This is a genomic window from Roseovarius halotolerans (genome assembly GCF_900172255.1).
In the GTDB taxonomy this organism is placed as follows: Bacteria; Pseudomonadota; Alphaproteobacteria; order Rhodobacterales; family Rhodobacteraceae; genus Roseovarius; species Roseovarius halotolerans.
On record NZ_FWFU01000005.1, the window covers coordinates 20468 to 41040 of the forward strand.

The 20573-nt window shown below is 65.4% G+C and carries 19 protein-coding genes; 9 read left to right on the forward strand and 10 right to left on the reverse strand.

What is annotated here, in order from left to right:
* Positions 1 to 2 precede the first annotated feature (2 nt).
* From ROH8110_RS17590 to ROH8110_RS17605, 4 genes are all read right to left on the reverse strand, one after another.
* On the reverse strand, positions 3 to 206 hold the full coding sequence (locus ROH8110_RS17590) for a DUF1737 domain-containing protein (RefSeq protein ID WP_085819102.1): 204 nt from the start codon (positions 204 to 206) through the stop codon (positions 3 to 5).
* A gap of 4 nt (positions 207 to 210) precedes the next feature.
* Positions 211 to 756 carry an NnrU family protein gene (locus ROH8110_RS17595; protein WP_085819103.1) on the reverse strand — a complete coding sequence of 182 codons (546 nt, stop codon included), beginning with the start codon at positions 754 to 756 and terminating at the stop codon, positions 211 to 213.
* A gap of 6 nt (positions 757 to 762) precedes the next feature.
* The gene (locus ROH8110_RS17600; protein WP_085819104.1) at positions 763 to 1626 is read right to left on the reverse strand and encodes an HpcH/HpaI aldolase/citrate lyase family protein; all 864 of its coding nucleotides are present in this window, start codon (positions 1624 to 1626) and stop codon (positions 763 to 765) included.
* A 124-nt stretch (positions 1627 to 1750) separates the two neighbouring features.
* A complete protein-coding gene (locus tag ROH8110_RS17605) occupies positions 1751 to 2506 on the reverse strand; it encodes a sulfite exporter TauE/SafE family protein (protein ID WP_085819105.1) in 756 nt (251 codons plus the stop codon).
* Between the two features lie 162 nt (positions 2507 to 2668).
* Between ROH8110_RS17605 and mdh the strand changes: the two genes are divergently transcribed.
* The 8 genes from mdh (at position 2669) to lpdA (ending at position 13431) form a co-directional block, all read left to right on the forward strand.
* Entirely contained in the window at positions 2669 to 3631 is a 963-nt protein-coding gene (gene mdh, locus ROH8110_RS17610) for a malate dehydrogenase (RefSeq protein WP_085819106.1), read from the forward strand.
* Between the two features lie 242 nt (positions 3632 to 3873).
* Entirely contained in the window at positions 3874 to 5067 is a 1194-nt protein-coding gene (gene sucC, locus ROH8110_RS17615; protein WP_085819107.1) for an ADP-forming succinate--CoA ligase subunit beta, read from the forward strand.
* A 60-nt stretch (positions 5068 to 5127) separates the two neighbouring features.
* On the forward strand, positions 5128 to 6012 hold the full coding sequence (gene sucD / locus ROH8110_RS17620; RefSeq protein WP_085819108.1) for a succinate--CoA ligase subunit alpha: 885 nt from the start codon (positions 5128 to 5130) through the stop codon (positions 6010 to 6012).
* 126 nt (positions 6013 to 6138) lie between these two features.
* Positions 6139 to 6921 (forward strand): alpha/beta hydrolase family protein, encoded by a 783-nt coding sequence (locus ROH8110_RS17625; protein ID WP_139837431.1) that lies wholly within the window; start codon positions 6139 to 6141, stop codon positions 6919 to 6921.
* 31 nt (positions 6922 to 6952) lie between these two features.
* A complete protein-coding gene (locus tag ROH8110_RS17630; protein WP_085819110.1) occupies positions 6953 to 9913 on the forward strand; it encodes a 2-oxoglutarate dehydrogenase E1 component in 2961 nt (986 codons plus the stop codon).
* Between the two features lie 3 nt (positions 9914 to 9916).
* Positions 9917 to 11479, forward strand: a complete 1563-nt coding sequence (gene odhB, locus ROH8110_RS17635) for a 2-oxoglutarate dehydrogenase complex dihydrolipoyllysine-residue succinyltransferase (protein WP_085819111.1) — start codon at positions 9917 to 9919, stop codon at positions 11477 to 11479.
* A gap of 75 nt (positions 11480 to 11554) precedes the next feature.
* Positions 11555 to 11950 (forward strand): MAPEG family protein, encoded by a 396-nt coding sequence (locus ROH8110_RS17640; RefSeq protein ID WP_085819112.1) that lies wholly within the window; start codon positions 11555 to 11557, stop codon positions 11948 to 11950.
* 92 nt (positions 11951 to 12042) lie between these two features.
* Positions 12043 to 13431: a dihydrolipoyl dehydrogenase gene (gene lpdA / locus ROH8110_RS17645; protein WP_085819113.1), complete on the forward strand. Its 1389-nt coding sequence runs from the start codon at positions 12043 to 12045 to the stop codon at positions 13429 to 13431.
* Positions 13432 to 13485: 54 nt separating this feature from the next.
* On the opposite strand, the gene ROH8110_RS17650 is transcribed toward lpdA, so the two are convergent.
* The 5 genes from ROH8110_RS17650 to ROH8110_RS17670 form a co-directional block, all read right to left on the reverse strand.
* Complete coding sequence (locus ROH8110_RS17650) at positions 13486 to 13950, reverse strand: GNAT family N-acetyltransferase (RefSeq protein WP_085819114.1); 465 nt, start codon at positions 13948 to 13950, stop codon at positions 13486 to 13488.
* A gap of 61 nt (positions 13951 to 14011) precedes the next feature.
* Positions 14012 to 14626 (reverse strand): pyridoxamine 5'-phosphate oxidase family protein, encoded by a 615-nt coding sequence (locus ROH8110_RS17655; protein WP_370738123.1) that lies wholly within the window; start codon positions 14624 to 14626, stop codon positions 14012 to 14014.
* Positions 14610 to 15344: a lysophospholipid acyltransferase family protein gene (locus ROH8110_RS17660; protein ID WP_085819115.1), complete on the reverse strand. Its 735-nt coding sequence runs from the start codon at positions 15342 to 15344 to the stop codon at positions 14610 to 14612. Before ROH8110_RS17660 ends, ROH8110_RS17655 begins: the two co-directional genes overlap by 17 nt.
* Positions 15341 to 16216, reverse strand: coding sequence for a cell division protein FtsX (locus ROH8110_RS17665; RefSeq protein WP_085819177.1), 876 nt, complete (start codon positions 16214 to 16216; stop codon positions 15341 to 15343). Before ROH8110_RS17665 ends, ROH8110_RS17660 begins: the two co-directional genes overlap by 4 nt.
* Before the next feature lie 26 nt (positions 16217 to 16242).
* Positions 16243 to 16920: a cell division ATP-binding protein FtsE gene (locus tag ROH8110_RS17670; protein WP_085819116.1), complete on the reverse strand. Its 678-nt coding sequence runs from the start codon at positions 16918 to 16920 to the stop codon at positions 16243 to 16245.
* Between the two features lie 162 nt (positions 16921 to 17082).
* Between ROH8110_RS17670 and ROH8110_RS17675 the strand changes: the two genes are divergently transcribed.
* Complete coding sequence (locus ROH8110_RS17675) at positions 17083 to 17889, forward strand: zinc-ribbon domain-containing protein (RefSeq protein ID WP_085819117.1); 807 nt, start codon at positions 17083 to 17085, stop codon at positions 17887 to 17889.
* A gap of 56 nt (positions 17890 to 17945) precedes the next feature.
* Here the strand turns inward: ROH8110_RS17675 and ROH8110_RS17680 are convergent, their stop codons facing one another.
* On the reverse strand, positions 17946 to 20549 hold the full coding sequence (locus tag ROH8110_RS17680; RefSeq protein ID WP_085819118.1) for a TIGR02302 family protein: 2604 nt from the start codon (positions 20547 to 20549) through the stop codon (positions 17946 to 17948).
* Positions 20550 to 20573: the final 24 nt, after the last annotated feature.

The window sequence follows — 20573 nt, forward strand, 5'->3', positions numbered from 1 at the left end:
GCTTATTGTTCCCCCAGTTTCAGGTCGGGGCTGTATTCGCCCTCGACCTCTTTCACCACGGCCTGACCACAGCGCATCACCCCGTTGGCATCGTCATAGGCATAGGTCGGCCCGCCATGCAGCTCCCAGCCCCTGGCCAGCGCCGCGCTGACCTTGTGGCAGAACGCCGACGTGTCGTCAGCCGACAGGAATCGGTAGAGCTTCATCGCGTCACCCGAAGACCGGGTAACCGAGCCAGTAATGGATCGCCGCGATCACCGCGAAAACCACCACCGTCCCGCCGAGCGCCGCGATTTCCTTACGCTTTGGCGCAGGCGCGGGCGGGCTCCATTTGGGCTGGGCCTTGTTGATCACGATCATCTCGACGACCGCCCAGGCCAGCAGACCGCCGAACAGCACGAACGAGGGCACATCGCCATTGACCAGCAGATGCGCCAGCGCCCAAACCTTGACGCCCGTCAGCATGGGATGGCGCATCTTGCGCGCCAGCCCGGTCTGCATCCCCGATACGGCGAACAGGTAGACCGACAGCAGCATCAGAAGGTTGTTGATGCCCACCGTTGCCGGATGCCGCCCCCAGAAAAACGCCCCATCCGCCGCGCGATAGCCGATCACCATCAGCACCACGCCCGCCAGGATCACCAGCGCCGCCAGCCCCTTGCCGGCGTCGCCCATGCCTGCCCGCGCACCCGGCGCGAACCGCTTGAACATATGCCCCGCCGACCAGAGGATCAGCCCCAGAACAAGATAAGCCATGTCATTTTACTCCGTTGCCATTTCCCTGATCGCCTCGGCCTTGCCCAGCAGGCGCTTGGCGGCGACCACATGCAGGTTCTCGACGATCTGTCCGTCCACCACGGCCACACCCTGCCCCGAGGCCTTGCTTTCCTCATAGGCGGCGATCTGGCGCTCGGCGGTCTCGATTTCCGACTGCGTCGGCGCAAAGGCGGTGTTCGTCACCTCGATCTGCGCGGGATGGATCAATGTCTTGCCATCAAATCCCAGGTCGCGCCCCTGTTCGCATTCGGCCTTCAGCCCGTCGCCGTCGCGGAACCGGTTGTAGACCCCGTCGATCGCCACGACACCGCGCGCCGCGCGCGCGGCCATCACGATCATCTGCAAGGCGCTCATCAGCGGCAGGCGGTCGGCGCGATAACGGCAGCCAAGATCCTTGGTCAGGTCGTTGGTGCCGGTGACCAGCCCCGTGACCTGCGCATGGGCGGCGATCTCGCGGGCGTTGAACACGCTGGCGGGCGTTTCCATCATCACCCAGATCGGCACCTGCGGCCCCAGCATGTCGGCCAGGTTGTCCACGTCCGAAGGCGTGTTGACCTTGGGCAGCAGGATCGCATCCGCCCCCGCCTCGCCCAGCACGCGCACATCCTCAAGACCCCATTCGGTGGTCAGCGCATTGATCCGCACGATCCGCGACCGTTTGCCGTAACCGCCCTCGGCCAGCGCGCGCGCCAGCGTCTCGCGGGCCTCGGCCTTGGCCTCGGGCGCAACCGCGTCCTCCAGATCGAAGATGATCGCATCCGCGGGCAGCTCACGCGCCTTTTCCAGCGCCCGTTCCTTTGAACCGGGAATGTAAAGAACCGAGCGGTAGGGTCGCGTCGCGGTATCCATCTGAAGCCTGTCTCCCGAGTCACTGCCGAAATAAACTTGCGCCGGAATGCCACTTTTCGCGCGAAAAATTCAAGTGCTTTGTCGCCGCAACGCAGAAAATGCCACCTTCTCGGCCACCACACACCTAGGTCAGCGCATCCCAGATCAGCTTGCCGCCGGTCAATGTCAGCAAGACATAGGTCACCGCAAAGAACGCCCGTTCCGACACGATCCGATGCGCGCGCACCCCCAGCCAAGCGCCAAACACCGCGACCGGCGCCAGCACGAGGTCGATCAGCAAGGTCTCGGCGGTAAAGATGCCCAGGAACGCGTAGGGCACGAATTTCACGATATTGTAGACCCAGAAGGTCAGCACCGTCGTCGCCTGGAACGTCGTCTTGTCCAGTCGCTGCGACAACAGATAGGCGGCGGCCGGCGGGCCGCCCGCATGGCTGACGAAGCTCGTGAACCCGGCCACCACGCCGGCCAGCACCCCCGCCCAGCCAGGCAGCGGCCGTGCCGCCACCCGCATCAGCCCGGCGCGCAGCGCGATCTGCCAGCCCACGAACAGGAAACAGATCGCACCGATCAGCAACCGCAACAGATCGGCATCCGCCACCTTGTAAAGCACCGCGCCCAGCGCCACCCCCGGCACACCGCCCAGCATCAGCCGGCGCGCGTCGCGCCAGCTCCAGCGCCGCCAATACGGCCTGAGCGTCGAGACGTCGATCAGCATCAACAGCGGCAGCATGATGCCCAGCGCCTGCCCCGGCGGCACCACCAGCGCCAGAATCGACGCACCCGCAAAGGCCGCGCCCGAACCGAATCCGCCCTTGGAAATCCCGGCCATCAGCACCGCAGGCACCGCAACCGCGAAAAGGCCCAATTCGATTGCCAGCATGATTTTTGCCCGTAAACCCCTGTTTCCCGGCACTGTTAGCGCGTTTTGCCTGCCCCGGCCAGAAACAGCCCGTAAGGCCTGCATCGCGCGCCGGTCTTGCGCAGGGCGCAAATTGGGACTACCCCAAGCGCGAAAATTCCAACCGACCGGAGACAGAATCCAATGGCCAGACCCAAGATTGCCCTCATCGGCGCAGGACAGATCGGTGGCACCCTTGCCCACCTTGCCGCGCTGAAGGAACTGGGCGATGTCGTCCTGTTCGATATCGCCGAAGGCACACCCGAAGGCAAATCGCTCGACATCGCTGAATCCGGCCCCTCCGAAGGGTTCGATGCCCGCCTGAAAGGCACCCAGGACTACGCCGACATCGCTGGCGCCGACGTGTGCATCGTCACCGCCGGCGTGCCCCGCAAGCCGGGCATGAGCCGCGACGACCTTCTGGGCATCAACCTCAAGGTCATGAAATCCGTGGGCGAAGGCATCCGCGACAACGCCCCGGACGCATTCGTGATCTGCATCACCAACCCGCTCGATGCGATGGTCTGGGCGCTGCGCGAATTCTCGGGCCTGCCCCATGAAAAAGTCTGCGGCATGGCCGGTGTGCTGGACAGCGCCCGCTTCCGCCACTTCCTCAGCCTTGAATTCGACGTCTCGATGAAAGACGTCACCGCCTTCGTTCTGGGCGGTCATGGCGACACGATGGTGCCGCTGACCCGCTATTCGACGGTGGCCGGCGTGCCGCTGCCCGACCTCGTGCAGATGGGCTGGACCACGCAGGACAAACTGGACGCGATCGTGCAGCGCACCCGCGACGGCGGTGCCGAGATCGTCGGCCTGCTCAAGACCGGCTCGGCCTTCTACGCGCCCGCCACGTCGGCGATCGAGATGGCCGAAGCCTATCTCAAGGACCAGAAGCGCGTGCTGCCCTGCGCGGCCTATGTCGATGGCGCCTTCGGGCTGAACGGCTTCTATGTCGGCGTGCCCACAGTGATCGGCGCAGGCGGCATCGAGCGCATTCTCGACATCAAGATGACCAAGGACGAACAGGCCATGTTCGACAAATCCGTCGATGCGGTCAAAGGCCTGGTCAAGGCCTGCAAGGAAATCGACAGCTCGCTGGCGTAACAGCAGAGCAAGTCGGCAGCCTTTCGCGGCGCCCCTCCGGGGGCGCCGTTTTCATTCGCCGCATTGATTCTTTTCAAACATGCGGAATCCAAGATATTTTCTTTGTGATCACAGCAATAATTTGTGTGATCACAAAACCCGGAAAATTGCCCGAAATATCCACCCCATGTAAGAAAACGGTTTAAACCGGCGTCAAGCATGTGGGTATATCTGTCCTGATCGTAGCAAAACGGGACTTTTTCATGAACATCCATGAGTATCAGGCGAAGGCCCTCCTTCGCTCCTACGGCGCCCCGGTCTCGGATGGCCGCGTCGTGCTGCGCGCGGAAGAGGCCAAGACCGCCGCGGGCGAACTCGACGGCCCCCTCTGGGTGGTCAAGGCGCAGATCCACGCAGGTGGCCGCGGCAAGGGCAGCTTCAAGGAGCCCGGCGCAGGCGAAGCCGGCGGTGTCCGCCTCGCCAAGTCGGTCGAGGAAGCCGCCGAGGAAACCAAGCGCATGCTCGGCCGCACCCTCGTCACCAAGCAGACCGGCCCGGCCGGCAAGCAGGTGAACCGGATCTATATCGAAGACGGGTCCGGCATCGAAAAGGAATTCTACCTCGCGCTCCTGGTCGACCGCCAGACATCGCGCATCTCTTTCGTCGCCTCGACCGAGGGCGGCATGGATATCGAGGAAGTCGCCGAAAGCACCCCCGACAAGATCCTCAGCTTCTCGGTTGATCCCGCCACCGGCTACCAGCCGTTCCACGGCCGCCGGATCGCCTTCATGCTGGGTCTCGAGGGCGCGCAGGTCAAGCAATGCGTCAAGCTGATGGGCATCCTCTATACGCTGTTCCTCGAAAAGGACATGGAGATGCTGGAGATCAACCCGCTGATCCTGACCGACAAGGGCGACCTGAAATGCCTCGACGCGAAGATGAGCTTTGACTCCAACGCGATCTATCGTCACTCGGACATCGCCGAACTGCGCGACACGACCGAGGAAGACCCCAAGGAACTCGAAGCCTCCAAATACGATCTCAACTACATCGCCCTCGATGGCGAGATCGGCTGCATGGTGAATGGCGCAGGCCTTGCGATGGCCACGATGGACATCATCAAGCTCTACGGCGCGGAACCGGCCAACTTCCTTGACGTGGGCGGTGGCGCCACCAAGGAGAAGGTGACCGAGGCGTTCAAGATCATCACCTCGGACCCGCAGGTCAAAGGCATCCTGGTCAACATCTTCGGTGGCATCATGCGCTGCGATGTGATCGCCGAGGGCGTGATCGCCGCCGTCAAGGAAGTCGGGCTGAAAGTGCCGCTTGTGGTGCGTCTCGAAGGCACGAATGTCGAGAAGGGCAAGGAAATCATCTCGAATTCCGGCCTCGACGTCATCGCCGCCGACGACCTGAAAGACGGTGCCGAAAAGATCGTGAAGGCGGTCAAAGGCTGACCCCCCAGGGCGCGCATCCGCTGCGCGCCTTTCCCGGAATTTCCAAAGGAGAACGCCAAGATGGCAGTCCTCATCGACGAAAACACCAAGGTGATCTGTCAGGGCCTCACCGGCTCGCAGGGCACTTTCCACACCGAACAGGCCATCGCCTATGGCACAAAGATGGTCGGCGGCGTCACCCCCGGCAAGGGCGGCCAGACGCATCTTGACCTGCCGGTCTTCAACTCGGTCCACGAGGCCAAGCACCAGACGGACGCGAACGCGTCGGTCATCTACGTCCCGCCGCCCTTCGCCGCCGACTCGATCCTCGAGGCGATCGACGCCGAAATGGACGTGATCGTCTGCATCACCGAAGGCATCCCGGTCCTGGACATGATGCGCGTCAAGCGCGCGCTGGAAACCTCGAAATCCACGCTGATCGGCCCCAACTGCCCCGGCGTCATCACCCCCGACGCCTGCAAGATCGGCATCATGCCCGGCCATATCCACAAGCGTGGCAAGGTCGGCGTCGTGTCGCGCTCGGGCACGCTCACCTACGAGGCGGTCAAGCAGACCACCGATGTGGGCCTTGGCCAGTCCACCTGCGTCGGCATCGGCGGCGACCCGATCAAGGGGACTGAACATATCGACGTGCTGGAATGGTTCCTCGCCGATGACGAGACCGAGGCGATCATCATGATCGGCGAAATCGGCGGCTCCGCTGAGGAAGACGCCGCCGAGTTCCTCGCCTCCGAACGCAAGAAGGGCCGCTGGAAACCCACCGCAGGCTTCATCGCCGGGCGCACCGCCCCTCCGGGCCGCCGCATGGGCCACGCGGGCGCCATCGTCGCCGGCGGCAAGGGCGGCGCCGACGACAAGATCGAGGCGATGAAATCCGCCGGGATCACCGTCGCCGACAGCCCCGCCACCCTGGGCGAGGCCGTGCTGGCCGCGATCAAGGGCTGAACATCACCGGGGTGGGCGGCATCACCGCCCACCCTTTCGCCCCGGCGAAGCATCATGACGGGCACCTGAGCGACCATCCGGGTTTCTCTCCTGCTGCTTCATCAGACCGGTCGGAAAGGACACGCGATGACGGATCAACCCAGAACGGCCCACACCCGCGCCATGCGCGCCGCTGCGGTGTCCGTCGCCTTGTTCTTCGGCCTTCTCGCCTCGGGCGCGCAGGCACAGTCCCCCGGCCCGCTTGACGGCAAGCTGTTCGGCGGCGGCAACCGCGCGCTGGTGGTCATCCTGCACGGCGATGTCAGCAAGGGCGGCCCGGCCGATTACCACTACGATATCGCCAGGCGGATCGCCGCGCAGAACAAGGGCGCCAGCGTCTTCGCCATGTTGCGCCCCGGCTATACGGATGCGCGCGGCGGCAAATCGCCCGGCTCCCACAATGGCCGACGCGACCACTACACCAGCGCCAACAACGCCCTTGTCGCCAAGACCATCCAGGCGCTTGCCCAACAGACCGGCAACAGGCGCGTGATCGCGGTCGGCCATTCCGGCGGCGCGGCACAGCTTGGCGCGATCGCCGGCGCATATCCCGGCCTCCTCGACAGCGTGATCCTCGTCTCCTGTCCCTGCAACCTCGAAGAATGGCGCAACGCCCGCGGCAAATCGGCCTGGCGCAACAGCGTTTCGCCCCACCGCCTGATCTCCGGGATCGCCCCCGGCACCCGGATCATCGCCGCCGTCGGCACGTCCGACAACAACACTTTCCCGCAGCTTTCGCAGGCCTATATCGATGCCACCCGCGCCCGCGGCCTCCCGGCCGGTTTCGTGCCCGTCAAGGGCGCAGGCCACAGCTTCAAAGGCCTTCAGAGCACGGTTGAAAAGCTGGTGAAATCCGAACTGTCCAAATGACTGAATGCGCCCTTTCGCGCGGAGAACGACCATGACAGACCAAAGCCCCAACGACCAGTTCCATGCCTCCTCCTTCATGCAGGGGCACAATGCCGAATATCTCGAACAGCTCTATGCGCGCTACGCCAACGACCCCAACGCCGTTGACGAAGCCTGGCAGGCGTTCTTTTCGCAGCTCGGCGATGGCGACAGCGATGTGCGCAAGGAGGCCGCTGGCCCCTCATGGGCGCGCGCCGACTGGCCGCCGGTGCCCAATGACGACCTGACCAGCGCCCTTACCGGCGAATGGCCAGCCGAGATCGAAACCGCCAGGGCCGACGAGAAGATCCGCCAGAAGGCCGCCGAAACCGGCGTCGAGGTCTCGGATGAGTCTGTCAAGCGCGCAGTGCTCGATTCCGTGCGTGCGCTGATGCTGATCCGCGCCTACCGCATCCGCGGCCACCTCATCGCCGAACTGGATCCGCTTGGCCTGCGCGATCATGGCCACCGCCCCGAGCTTGACCCGAAATCCTACGGTTTCACCGAAACCGACATGGACCGCCCGATCTTCATCGACAATGTTCTGGGCCTTCAGGTCGCCTCGATCCGCCAGATCCTCGACATCGTCAAACGCACCTATTGCGGCACCTTCGCGCTGCAATACATGCATATTTCCGATCCCGAACAGGCCGCCTGGCTGAAGGAGCGGATCGAAGGCTACGACAAGGAAATCACCTTCACCCGCGAGGGGCGCAAGGCGATCCTCAACAAGCTGGTCGAGGCCGAGGGCTTCGAGAAATACCTGCATGTCAAATACATGGGCACCAAGCGTTTCGGCCTTGATGGCGGCGAAAGCCTGATTCCCGCGATGGAACAGATCATCAAGCGCGGCGGCAGCCTCGGGGTCCGGGAAATCGTCATCGGCATGCCCCACCGCGGCCGCCTCAGCGTGCTGGCCAACGTGATGGGCAAACCCTATCGCGCGATCTTCAACGAATTCCAGGGCGGCAGCTTCAAGCCCGAGGACGTGGACGGATCAGGCGACGTGAAATACCATCTCGGCGCATCCTCCGACCGCGAATTCGACGGCAACAAGGTCCACCTGTCGCTGACCGCCAACCCCTCGCATCTCGAGGCGGTGAACCCCGTGGTCCTGGGCAAGGTGCGCGCCAAGCAGGACCAGCTGAGCGACAGCGAACGCACCAGCGTCCTGCCCATCCTGCTGCATGGCGACGCGGCCTTTGCCGGCCAGGGCGTCGTGGCCGAATGTTTCGGTCTCTCGGGCCTCAAGGGGCACAAGACCGGCGGCACCATGCATATCGTCGTGAACAACCAGATCGGCTTCACGACCGCGCCGCATTTCTCGCGCTCATCGCCCTATCCCACCGATATCGCGCTGATGGTCGAGGCACCCATCTTCCACGTCAATGGCGACGACCCCGAGGCCGTGGTCCACGCCGCCAAGGTCGCCACGGAATTCCGCCAGAAGTTCCAGAAGGACGTGGTGATCGACATGATCTGTTATCGCCGCTTCGGCCATAACGAGGGCGACGAGCCCATGTTCACCAACCCGGTGATGTATAACGAGATCAAGAAGCACAAGACCACGCTCAGCCTTTACACCGAACGCCTCGTCGCCGATGGCCTGATCCCCGAAGGCGAGATCGAGGACATGAAGGCCGCCTTCCAGTCCTATCTGGCCGACGAGTTCGAGGCCGGCAAGGAGTACCGTCCCAACAAGGCCGACTGGCTGGATGGCAAATGGTCCCATCTCGACCGCAAGGACGAGGATTACCAGCGCGGCGAAACCGCCATCGCGCCGGAAACCTTCCAGGAAATCGGCAGCGCGCTCACCACCGCGCCCGATGGCTTCCCGCTGCACAAGACGGTTGGCCGCCTGCTCGAGACCAAGAAGAAGATGTTCGACTCCGGCGAGGGCTTCGATTGGGCCACCGCCGAGGCGCTCGCCTTCGGCTCCCTTCAGCTCGAAGGCTACCCGGTCCGCCTCTCCGGTCAGGACAGCACCCGCGGCACCTTCAGCCAGCGCCATTCGGCCCTGATCAATCAGGACACCGAAGAGCGGTATTTTCCCCTCAACCATATCCGCGAGGGGCAGGCCCGCTACGAGGTGATCGACTCGATGCTGTCGGAATACGCGGTGCTCGGGTTCGAATATGGCTACAGCCTCGCCGAGCCCAACGCCCTGACCCTCTGGGAGGCCCAGTTCGGCGATTTCGCCAACGGCGCGCAGATCATGTTCGACCAGTTCATCAGCTCCGGTGAATCCAAGTGGCTGCGGATGTCGGGCCTCGTCTGCCTGCTGCCGCATGGCTACGAGGGCCAGGGGCCGGAACACTCCTCGGCCCGTCTCGAACGCTTCCTGACCATGTGCGGTGGCGACAACTGGATCGTGGCCAATTGCACCACCCCGGCCAATTACTTCCATATCCTGCGCCGCCAGCTGCACCGCACCTATCGCAAGCCGCTGATCATGATGACGCCCAAATCGCTCCTGCGTCACAAATTGGCAATTTCCAGGACCGAGGATTTCACCAGCGGCTCCAGCTTCCACCGCGTGCTCTGGGACGATGCGCAATACGGCAATTCCGACACGAAGCTGAAACCCGATGACAAGATCCGCCGCGTGGTGATGTGTTCGGGCAAGGTCTATTTCGACCTGCTTGAGGAACGCGACAGCCGCGGTATCGACGATGTCTACCTGATGCGGGTCGAGCAATATTACCCGTTCCCCGCCATGTCGATGGTCAAGGAACTGGAGCGCTTCAAGCAGGCCGACATGGTCTGGTGTCAGGAAGAGCCCAAGAACCAGGGCGCCTGGTCCTTCATCGAACCCAACATCGAATGGGTGCTGCAACGTATCGACGCCAAGCACACGCGCCCCACCTATGCCGGCCGTCCGGCCGCCGCCTCGCCCGCCACGGGCCTGGCTTCTCAACACAAGACACAACAAGAGGCGCTGGTCGATGCCGCGCTGACCATCGAAGGGAAATAACGCATGACCACTGAAGTTCGCGTCCCCACGCTCGGCGAATCCGTGTCCGAGGCCACCGTCGCCACCTGGTTCAAGAAGCCCGGCGATTCCGTGGCACAGGATGAAATGCTGTGCGAGCTGGAAACCGACAAGGTCACGGTCGAGGTTCCCGCCCCCGCCGCCGGCACCCTGGGCGAGATCGTCGCCGCCGAAGGCGAGACCGTGGGCGTCGATGCCCTGCTCGCCACCATCTCCGAAGGCGAAGGCGCGGCGCCCGCGCCCAAGGAGAAATCCAAGGCCGGGGATGACGGCGACAGCGCCGCCGCCGCGTCCGGCTCCGGCGACAGCGCGCCCTCGGGCGCAAGCATCGACGTGATGGTGCCCACTCTCGGCGAATCCGTCTCCGAGGCCACCGTCTCGACCTGGTTCAAGCAGGTCGGCGACACCGTCGCCCAGGACGAGATGCTCTGCGAGCTGGAAACCGACAAGGTCTCGGTCGAGGTGCCCGCCCCTGCCGCCGGCACGATCGGCGAAATCCTCGCCGCCGAAGGCGACACGGTTCAGGCCGGCGGCAAACTCGCCGTCATGACCTCGGGCGAAGGCGCAGCCCCCGCCGCGAAATCCGATGACGCGCCCGCCGCCGCCCAGTCCTCGGGCTCTGACTCCGGCTCGGGCTCCGGCAAGGATGTCGAAAACGCCCCCTCCGCCAAGAAGGCGATGGCCGAAAAGGGCCTTTCGCCCGATCAGGTGCAGGGGTCGGGCCGCGATGGCCGCGTCATGAAAGAGGACGTGGCCCGCGCCACCGCCGCTGCCACATCCGCGGCAGCCGCCAGCTCGGAGCAGCCCGCGCAATCATCGCCACGCGCCCCCGTCAGCGCCGAGGACGCCAGCCGCGAGGAACGGGTCAAGATGACCCGCCTGCGCCAGACCATCGCGCGCCGCCTCAAGGACAGCCAGAACACCGCCGCCATGCTCACCACCTATAACGAGGTGGACATGGGCGCGGTCATGGACCTGCGCAACGAATACAAGGACGAGTTCCTCAAGAAACACGGCGTCAAGCTCGGCTTCATGTCCTTCTTCACCAAGGCCTGCTGCCACGCCCTCAAGGAGGTCCCCGAGGTCAACGCCGAAATCGACGGCACCGACATCGTCTACAAGAACTTCGTCCATATGGGCATCGCCACCGGCACCCCCACCGGGCTTGTCGTGCCGGTGATCCGCGACGCGGATTCGATGGGCTTCGCCGCGATCGAAAAGGCCATCGCCGAGAAAGGCGCCCGCGCCCGCGACGGCAAGCTCTCGATGGCCGAAATGCAGGGCGGCACCTTCACCATCTCGAATGGCGGCGTCTACGGCTCGCTGATGTCCTCGCCGATCCTCAACCCCCCGCAATCGGGGATCCTCGGCATGCACAAGATCCAGCAGCGCCCGATGGTCGTGAACGGCGAGATCGTCGCGCGCCCGATGATGTATCTCGCGCTCAGCTACGATCACCGCATCGTCGACGGCAAGGGCGCCGTGACCTTCCTCGTCCGCGTCAAGGACGCGCTGGAGGATCCCCGCCGCCTGCTGATGGACCTCTGAACGCGCCGTCGGGCGGGACTGATCCCGCCCGGCACACTCCGCCCCGCACGCAACGCGCACTGGACATGACCGCCCATGACCCCCGAACTCACCGCCCTCACCCTCGCCGCCCTGCTCCAGGTCGTGCAGTACGGCCTCTACGCGGTGCCCGCGAATCTCGAGCTCGGGCCGGGCTACACCATGTCCGCGCGTGACCGCGAACCCTCCCGTCAGATGTCCGATGGCACCGCCCGCCTTGGCCGCGCCCTCAACAATCATTTCGAAGGGCTGATCCTCTTCGCCATCGCCTGCACGGTCATCACGATCACCGCACAGTCCAGCGCCCTCACCGCCGCCCTCGCCTTCACCTATCTGGGCGCGCGCGTGCTCTATATCCCGGCCTATTACCTCGGCCTGCGCCCCTGGCGCTCGCTGATCTGGGCGATCGGCTTCCTCGCCACAACGCTCATGCTGCTGGCGGCGCTTGTCTGATGCTTCTTCTGTTCTCAAATATCCCGGGGGAGTCGCCGGCACGGCGACGGGGGCAGCGCCCCCTTACCCCATTCACGAAAGGACACTGACCCATGGCAAATTACGATGTCATCGTCATCGGCTCCGGCCCCGGCGGCTATGTCGCCGCCATCCGCTGCGCACAGCTCGGCCTCAAGACCGCCTGCGTCGAAGGGCGCGAGACCCTTGGCGGCACCTGCCTCAACGTGGGCTGCATCCCGTCCAAGGCGCTGCTGCATGCCTCCCATCAACTCCACGAGGCACAGGAAAACTTCCCCAAGATGGGCCTCAAGGGCAAGGCGCCCTCGGTCGACTGGAAACAGATGCTCGCCTACAAGGACGACGTGATCGGCCAGAACACCAAGGGGATCGAATTCCTGTTCAAGAAGAACAAGATCGACTGGCTCAAGGGCTGGGGCTCGATCCCGGAGGCGGGCAAGGTCAAGGTCGGCGACGACGTGCACGAGGCGAAGAACATCATCATCGCCACCGGCTCGCAATCCTCCTCGCTGCCCGGCGTCGAGGTGGACGAGAAGATCGTCGTCACCTCCACCGGCGCGCTGGAACTGCCCAAGGTGCCAAAGAAAATGGTCGTGATCGGCGCGGGCGTGATCGGGCTGGAACTGGGCTCGGTCTATTCGCGCCTCGGCTCCGAAGTGACCGTTGTCGAATATCTCGACCACGTCACCCCCGGCATGGATGGCGAGGTCCAGAAACAGTTTCAGCGCCTGCTCAAGAAACAGGGGCTCGACTTCATTCTCAACGCCGCCGTGCAATCGGTCGAGACGCTCAAGACCAAGGCCAAGGTGCACTACAAGCTGCGCAAGGATGACAGCGAACACACGCTCGACGCGGATGTCGTTCTGGTGGCCACCGGGCGCAAACCCTTCACCGACGGTCTCGGGCTCGACGCGCTCAAGCTCAAGACATCGGATCGCGGCCAGATCGTGATCGACGAACACTGGCAGACCAATATCGAAGGCGTCTACGCCATCGGCGATGCGGTCGCCGGGCCGATGCTGGCTCACAAGGCCGAAGACGAAGGCATGGCCGTCGCCGAGACCATCGCCGGCAAGCATGGCCATGTGAATTACGATGTCATTCCCGGCGTGATCTACACTCACCCCGAGGTCGCCGCCGTCGGCAAGACCGAGGAACAGCTCAAGGAAGATGGCCGCGCCTACAAGGTCGGCAAGTTCTCCTTCATGGGCAATGGCCGTGCCAAGGCGAATTTCGCGGGCGAAGGTTTCGTCAAGATCCTCGCCGACAAGGAAACCGATCGTATCCTTGGCGCCCATATCATCGGCCCGATGGCGGGTGACCTGATCCACGAAGTCTGCGTCGCGATGGAATTCGGCGCCGCCGCCGAGGATCTGGCGATGACCTGCCATGCGCATCCGACCTATTCCGAAGCGGTGCGCGAAGCCGCGCTCGCCTGCGGCGATGGCCCGATCCACAGCTAGGACCGGCGCGAATCTGCATCAGGAGCGTCCGAAGCAAGGTTCGGGCGCTCCGGGCTAGAACAGTTGCAGCTTCATGCCATGATGGCTCGCGCTGAAGCCAAGCCGCTCATAAAATCGCAGCGCATCATCCCTCTGCCTGTCGGTCGTCAGCTGCACCAGCGCGCAACCGCGCGCGCGGCATTGCTCGATCGCCCAGCCGAAAAACGCCGCCCCGATTCCGCGCCCGCGCAGATGCGCGGCGACACGCACACTTTCCAATTGCCCGCGCCAGGCTCCCTTGCGCGACAGGCCGGGGATGAAGGTGATCTGCATATAGCCGATGACCTGCCCTTCGGCCTCCGCGACCGCCATCAACTGGTTGGGATCGCGCGCGATGGCATCGAACGCGGACAGATATGCCGGTTCGACCTCGTCACCAAGGCTCTCGCGGCCACGGCCAAGCCCATCATCCGCGATCAGTCCGACAATCGCCTCAAGGTCGGCGCGGCGCGCGGGTCTGAATGTCACCGGGTCAGTCATCGCACTCTCTCCCATCAGGTCCGATGCGGCGTGAAGACAGCCGCGCCGCGTCCGGCGCCTCTCACCAAAGCGACTTCATCGCGCGCTCGGTCCATTCCGCATCGTATTGCGCGCCGCCCTCGTCGCCGTCGCTCGCCTCGGCCAGCATCTCGCCCACCGTCGGCAGGCCCTTGCTGTCGTCGCGCCCCCAGATCGCCGAACGGATCGAGGCGCGCGCGCATTGCGTATAGATCTCGGCGATCTTGATCACGATCACCGTTGCGGGCTGCTTGCCCTGACGGTTGAACATGGCGCGCAGCTGCGCATCCGCCGTGACCCGCGCCTGGCCGTTGATCCGCACCACCGTGTTCGATCCGGGCACCATGAACAACAGCGACACGCGCCCGTCGCTCACGATATTGCGCAGCGAATCCAGACGGTTGTTGCCCCGCCAGTCGGGCATCGCCAGGGTCCGGCTGTCCAGTTCGCTGACCACCGGCCCATCCTCGCCGCGCGGGCTGCCATCGGTGCCCTCGGGGCCGACCGTGGACATGATGCAATAGCGCGACGCCGCGATCCATTTGCGGTAAAGCGGCGTCAGCTGCGTGGCCACCTTGCGCAGGCTGGCAGCACCCGGTTTGCCATAATGCGATTCCAGCGTGGCGATATCGTCGATATATTCAATTTTCGGGATCAAACCCGGCCTCCCGCATCAATCTGTTGGACCCCGTCTCGACCTCGTCCTGCAGGCGCGCCATGAAGACCTCGCGCCCCAGGCCGCTTTCAAGACGCGGCAGGAATTCAACCACCGCCGTTCCCGGCTTGCGCATGATACCCTTGCGCGGCCAGAACAGCCCGACATTCGCCGCGACAGGCACGCAATCCTGTCCCAGCTCCTCATAAAGGACCCCGGTGCCCACCTTGTAGGGCGCCTGGACGCCCGGTGCGATACGCGTGCCCTGCGGATAGATGATCAGCTGCCCCGGCTCCTGCCGGCCCTTGGCCACATCCGTCACCATCTTGCGGATCGCCTGGCTGCGCTTGCCCCTGTCGACCGGCACACAGCCGATCCGCAGCGCATACTGCCCGATTACCGGCGCCCACATCAGTTCGCGCTTCATGATGAACTTGCCCGCAGGCACCGCGCCGAAAATCAGGATGATATCCAGGAACGACTGGTGCTTGGCCGCGATCAGCACCTCGTCGCGCGGCGGCGTGCCGCGCACTTCGGTGCGCAGGCCCACCATCCAGCGCGCGCTCCAGCGCACCCATCGGCACCAGCTCTGGCAGGCGGTCAAAGCGCCGCGGCGGCTGACCAGGGCCCAGGGAAAGAACAGGATCCCCATGACCCCCATCATGACGTATATGTTGATGACGAACAGCAGCGACCGTGTCCATTGCAACGCGTGGCTCATGGCAGATCCTTCAACATCCGGCGCGCCGCCGCGCCCGTCGCCCAGAAGGCCACGCCTGCCGCCAGCGGCGGCACCACCAGCGGCCATATCCAGCTCAGCCCCCGGAAACCGAGCCCGGTCAGGAACCCGCCCGCATCCTGCGCGGCGGGCAGCAGAAGGATGGCAATGCAACCCACCACCATGCCCGCGCCTGCACCCGCCAGCGCCCTCAGCGTAAAGCGCCGCACGAAGGCGCGCACGATATAGGCGTCGCGCGCGCCGACCTGCCGCAACACCCCGATCACCTGCGCATTCGCCGCCAGCGCCGCATTCGCCGCCAGCGTGATGATCGCCGCCGTTGTCGCCCCGATCAGCACCAGCGAAACCCAGCCCAGCAGCCGCAGCCGGCTTGCCGCGTTGACCAGTGGCCGCCGCCAGCGGGTGTGATCGTCCAGCACCGCGCCAGGCACCTCGGCCGCCAGCCGCAGCCGCAGCCCCTGCGCATCGAAACCCGACCCCTCCTCGATCACCTCGATCAGCTGCGGGATCGGCAGCATGTCCACCGGCAGATCCGGCCCGAACCAGGGTTCAAGCAGCGCGCGTTGCTCGTCATCGTCAAGCGCGCGGGCGCGCGCCACCCCTGTGGTGGTCTGCAGCACCTTCAGCGCCGCCTGCGTCTGCGCCGCCAATTGCCCCTCGGGCGCCGAGATCCGCACCGTCGCGCTGCGCGCCAGCTCGTCTCCCCAGCGATCCGCAAGGCGCCCCGTCGCCAGCGACAGCGCCAGCGCGAACACCGCCAGAAACGCCATCGCCGCCGCGCTGAACAACGTCAGCGTCGCGGTGAACCCTGTGGGCGGCACCACCCGGTCGGCCTGCGTGTCGCCGACCACCATCTCGCTTATCCGGCCAAGATCCAGCTTCACAGGTCCGCCCCCGCCAACTGCAGCCGCCGGTTCGCGATCCGCAACACCCGCGCCTGCACATGCGCCTTCGCCGAACGGATCAGCGCCAGGTCATGGGTGGCGATCATGATCGTCTTACCCATCCGGTTCAGCTCGATCAGCAGCCTCAGCAGGCGCTGCGACATCTCCCAGTCGACATTGCCCGTGGGCTCGTCAGCCAATACCACGTCGGGCGACATGATGACCGCCCGCGCCAATGCCGCGCGCTGGCGCTCACCGCCCGACAATTCCGGCGGCAGCGCCTTTGCGCGCTCGCTCAGCCCGACCCAGGCGACAAGCTCCTTGAGGTTCGCCGACTCGCCCAACAGGTCGCGCCCCGACACCATCAGCGGCAACGCGATATTGTCGGCCACGCTCATATGATCCAGAAACCGGCAGTCCTGATGCACGACCCCGATCCGCCGCCGGGCCAGCGCGATATCGTCGCGCTGCATCTCGCGCCGATCGGTCCCGAACAGCCGCGCGGTGCCCGAGGTCGGCGTCAGCGCCCCGTAGCACAGCTTCAGAAATGTCGTCTTGCCCGCGCCGGACGGGCCGGTCAGGAAATGGAACGACCCCGGCTGAAGCTCCAGCGAAATGTTGCTCAACAGATCACCGCCGCCATAGCTGTAGGCCACGTTCTCAAGCTCGATCAAACCGGTCCCTCCGCACACCCGCCCCTACATGCCTCAGAGGACACACATGTGCAATGTTTCCACGCGCCAAATCGTTTGGCCTTTCGCGACAGGGCTTTAGCCCCTATGGTAATCGCAAAGCAAACAGGCTGAAAACCGCCGGCGCGGCGACAGGTGTGGAATATGCGGCTGACATGCCCGAATTGCGGCGCACAATACGAAGTGCCCGACGAAGTGATCCCCGTGGCGGGGCGCGATGTGCAGTGCTCGAACTGTGGCGATACGTGGTTTCAGCACCATCCCGATCATATGCCCGAAACGCGCGTCTCGGACGAACCCGATGACGCGTCCGCCACATGGGACAACGAAGCCGAATACGAGGCCGAACCGGAGCCCGCGCCCGAGCCCCATCCCGAGCCTGCGCCCGAAGATCCCGCCGCGCCGCCGCGCCGCGAAATCGACCCGGCCGTCCGCGACCTTCTGCGCGAAGAGGCCGAGCGCGAGGCACAGGCCCGCGCCGCCGAAAGCGCTAGTGATCTCGAAACCCAGCCCGATCTGGGGCTCGAGTCCCAATCCGCCCCCGAGGATCTGCGCGGTCAGGAGGCCAGGGCGCGCATGGCCCGCCTGCGTGGCGAACCCGAGCCCCGACCGGCCGACCCGGACCCCAAGGAAGACATCGACCCGGATTCGCGTCGCAACCTGCTGCCCGATATCGACGAGATCAATTCCTCACTCGAACACACGCCCGAACGCGACGAGGACATGTCCACCACGGATGCGGAACTGGCCCGGCGTGCGAGCGGCGGCGGATTTCGTCGCGGGTTCCTCTGGGCGGTTCTGCTCTTCGTGATCCTGACGCTGGTCTACATCTTCGCGCCGCAGATCGCCGGGCTCACGCCCGCGCTCGAAGCGCCGATGACGGCCTATGTGAACATGGTGAACGATCTGCGCATCCTTCTGCAACAGACGGTTCTGTCCTTCCTGCAATGACAATTCCGGCGGGTTGACCGCGGTGTCCGATGCGGTTCTGCGTCCGGCCTGCGGCCTCAGAACCGGTCAAGCAGGCGCTTGAGGTAATCCAGCTCCACATCCGGGCGCGCGCCCTCGCCCGAGCGACGGCGGATCTCGTCCAGCAATTCGCGCGCGCGGCGATAGACATCCTCGCCCTGCAACAGCGAATCCTGCGTGCCGACCTGCCCGCCCTGGCCGGCGCGCCGCCCCAGCGGGTCCGATTCCTGCTGACCGACATCGCCACGGGCCTGACCCTGGCCGCCCTGTTGCTGTCGCTGGTTCTCGGCCAATGCCTCGCCAAGGCTGCGCATCCCTTCGCGCAGTGCCTCCATCGCCTCAGACTGCCTGTCCAGCGCCTCGGGCAGGTCATTGCCGCGCAGTGCCTGTTCGGCACCGTCCATCGCGCGATCCGCCCTTTCCAGCGACTCGCGCGCCGCGTCTCCGGCCTCGCCGCCGCCGGGCAGGTTGCCCCTCTGGCGTTCCAGTTCCTCGCGCAGCGCCTGTTGCCGGTCGGCAAGCGACCCCGCCCCGCCCTGCTCGGCCTGACGTTGGCCATCACCCTGGCCCGGCTGGCTGCCCTGGCCCTCGCCCTGCTGACCCCGAGGCTGGTGGCCCTGGCCACGGCCCTGACCGCCATCTCTGCCCTCGTTGCCCTGGCTTTCGCCCGCCTGCGCGTTGGGGTTGAACTGCTCCTGAAGGTCGCGGAACGCCTCGTCCGACAGGCCTTGCTGATTGCGCAGCGTCTCGGCCAGCCCTTCCATCGCCTGCTGGCCGGGGTTCTGGCCCTGCTGGCCGCTCTGGCCTTCGGTGACGCGCATGTTCTCCATCATCTGCTGGAACTGCTCCAGCGCCTCCTGCGCCTCGGCCATGCGGCCCTGTTCCATCAGTTCCTGGATGCGGTCCATCATGTCCTGCAGATCCTGCTGGGTCATGCGCATGGCATTCTCCGGCATCTGCTGTTGTTCGCCACCGTTCTGCTGGTTTTCGCGCTGCGCCTGCTGCATCTTCTGGCGCATGTAATCGTCGGTCGCGTCGCGCAGTTCCTGCATCAGGCGCGCGATCTCTTCTTCGGTGGCGCCGTTCTTCATCGCCTCGCTCAACCGCTCCTGCGCCGCGCGCATCCGCTCCAGCGCATCGCCGATATCGCCCTCTTCCAGCACCAGCGCCAGATCCCACAGCGCCTCGGCGATCCCGTCCTGCGCCTCGCTGTCCAGGCTGTCATGGCGCACCAGCGTTTCCAGCCGCCGCAGGATCACCCGCAACCGTAAATATGCGGTTTCGGACCGGAACAGCCCCGGATCGGGCTGATAGGACACCGCCCGCAGAACCTGCGCCACCCGTTTGCCATTGGCCTTCGCCCATAACAGGTCTCGCCGCTGTTCGATCACCGCCGCCGCCAGCGGATCAAAGAACCGCCGCGCGGGCAGCGTCATCTTTTCCGGCAGGCTCTGCCCCACCTGATCGCGCGCATCGCGCACCTCCAGCTCCAGGGTCACCGGCAGATGCGCCCAGGGGTGCTGCGACAGGTTCTCGATCAAGGTCTCGGTGAACTCTGCCCGGTCGCCGGTGATCGGCATCGGCAGGTCCAGTTCGATCGGCGCGCGCGGGTCCGGCTCGGCGGTCAGCCCGTGGCGGCGCTCCATCTCGGCCATGTCCAGCCGAAACACCGCCCGGCCCCCGGTCACGCCATAATCATCCGCTGCCGTGAATGGCTGGCTCATCTGCCCGTCAAAGCTGGTTTCGACACCGCTTTGCAGGATCTGCACGCTTGGCCCGGCATCCGGCAAGGCCGTGATCTCCCAGCTCCGGCCGCCCGGTCCGTCGATCGACAGCGTCCCGTCCTGCGCCAGATCGAATCCTTGCTCCGGGCTCGTGGCGGGTTCCACTTCACCGATGCGCCCCGATACGGTCTCGGCCACGCTCAACGCGCCGACCTCGCCATAAAGACGCAAGGTCACGCGACTGCCCTGCGGGGCGGCGATCTTGCCCTTCTGATCGTTGAGATAGAGGCTGGGCAGACCGGTATAGGCAGGCGGCTCGATCCAGCCCTCCCAGGTCGGGCCGGTCGCCAGTGCCGCGCCGCCACCCGGCGCCATCCCGGCCACCGTGCCGACCCGCCAGATCGACCCGAACATCAGCGCCACCACCAGCCCCAGCAGCGCCACATAGCGCAGCCCGAACGGGTCGCGCGCCGACAGGCGCAGGTCAGGCTCGACCGCCCGCGCGCTCGCCGCGCGTTCTGCCATGCGTTCCTGGTGCGCGCGCCACAACGCCTCGGACCCGGCGTCGCCCATGCCCACCGCCTGCGCATCCGCCAGCGCCGTCAGAGGATGCCCCGGCAGGCTGTCGTCGATCCGCGCCAGCGCCGCCTCGCGCGTGGGCCAGCGAAACGCCCGAAAACCCTGAACGGCAAACAGCAGGACCGCCAGCAGCGTCACCACCATCGCCCCCCAGACCACTTCCAGCGGCATCAGGTCATGCAGGCCCAGCAGCAGCACCGCCGCCACCGCCGCCACCAGCGACCAGAGCGGCCAGAACGCGCGCACGACCCGCTCCGCGATCAGCCCCGCCCATGTCAGGGTCAGGGGCCGCCGCAGCCGGTTCAGCACCGGGGTCAGGGGTGAGGATTGCCTCGCCATGCTCCGCTTCGCTCCGGGGCGTGA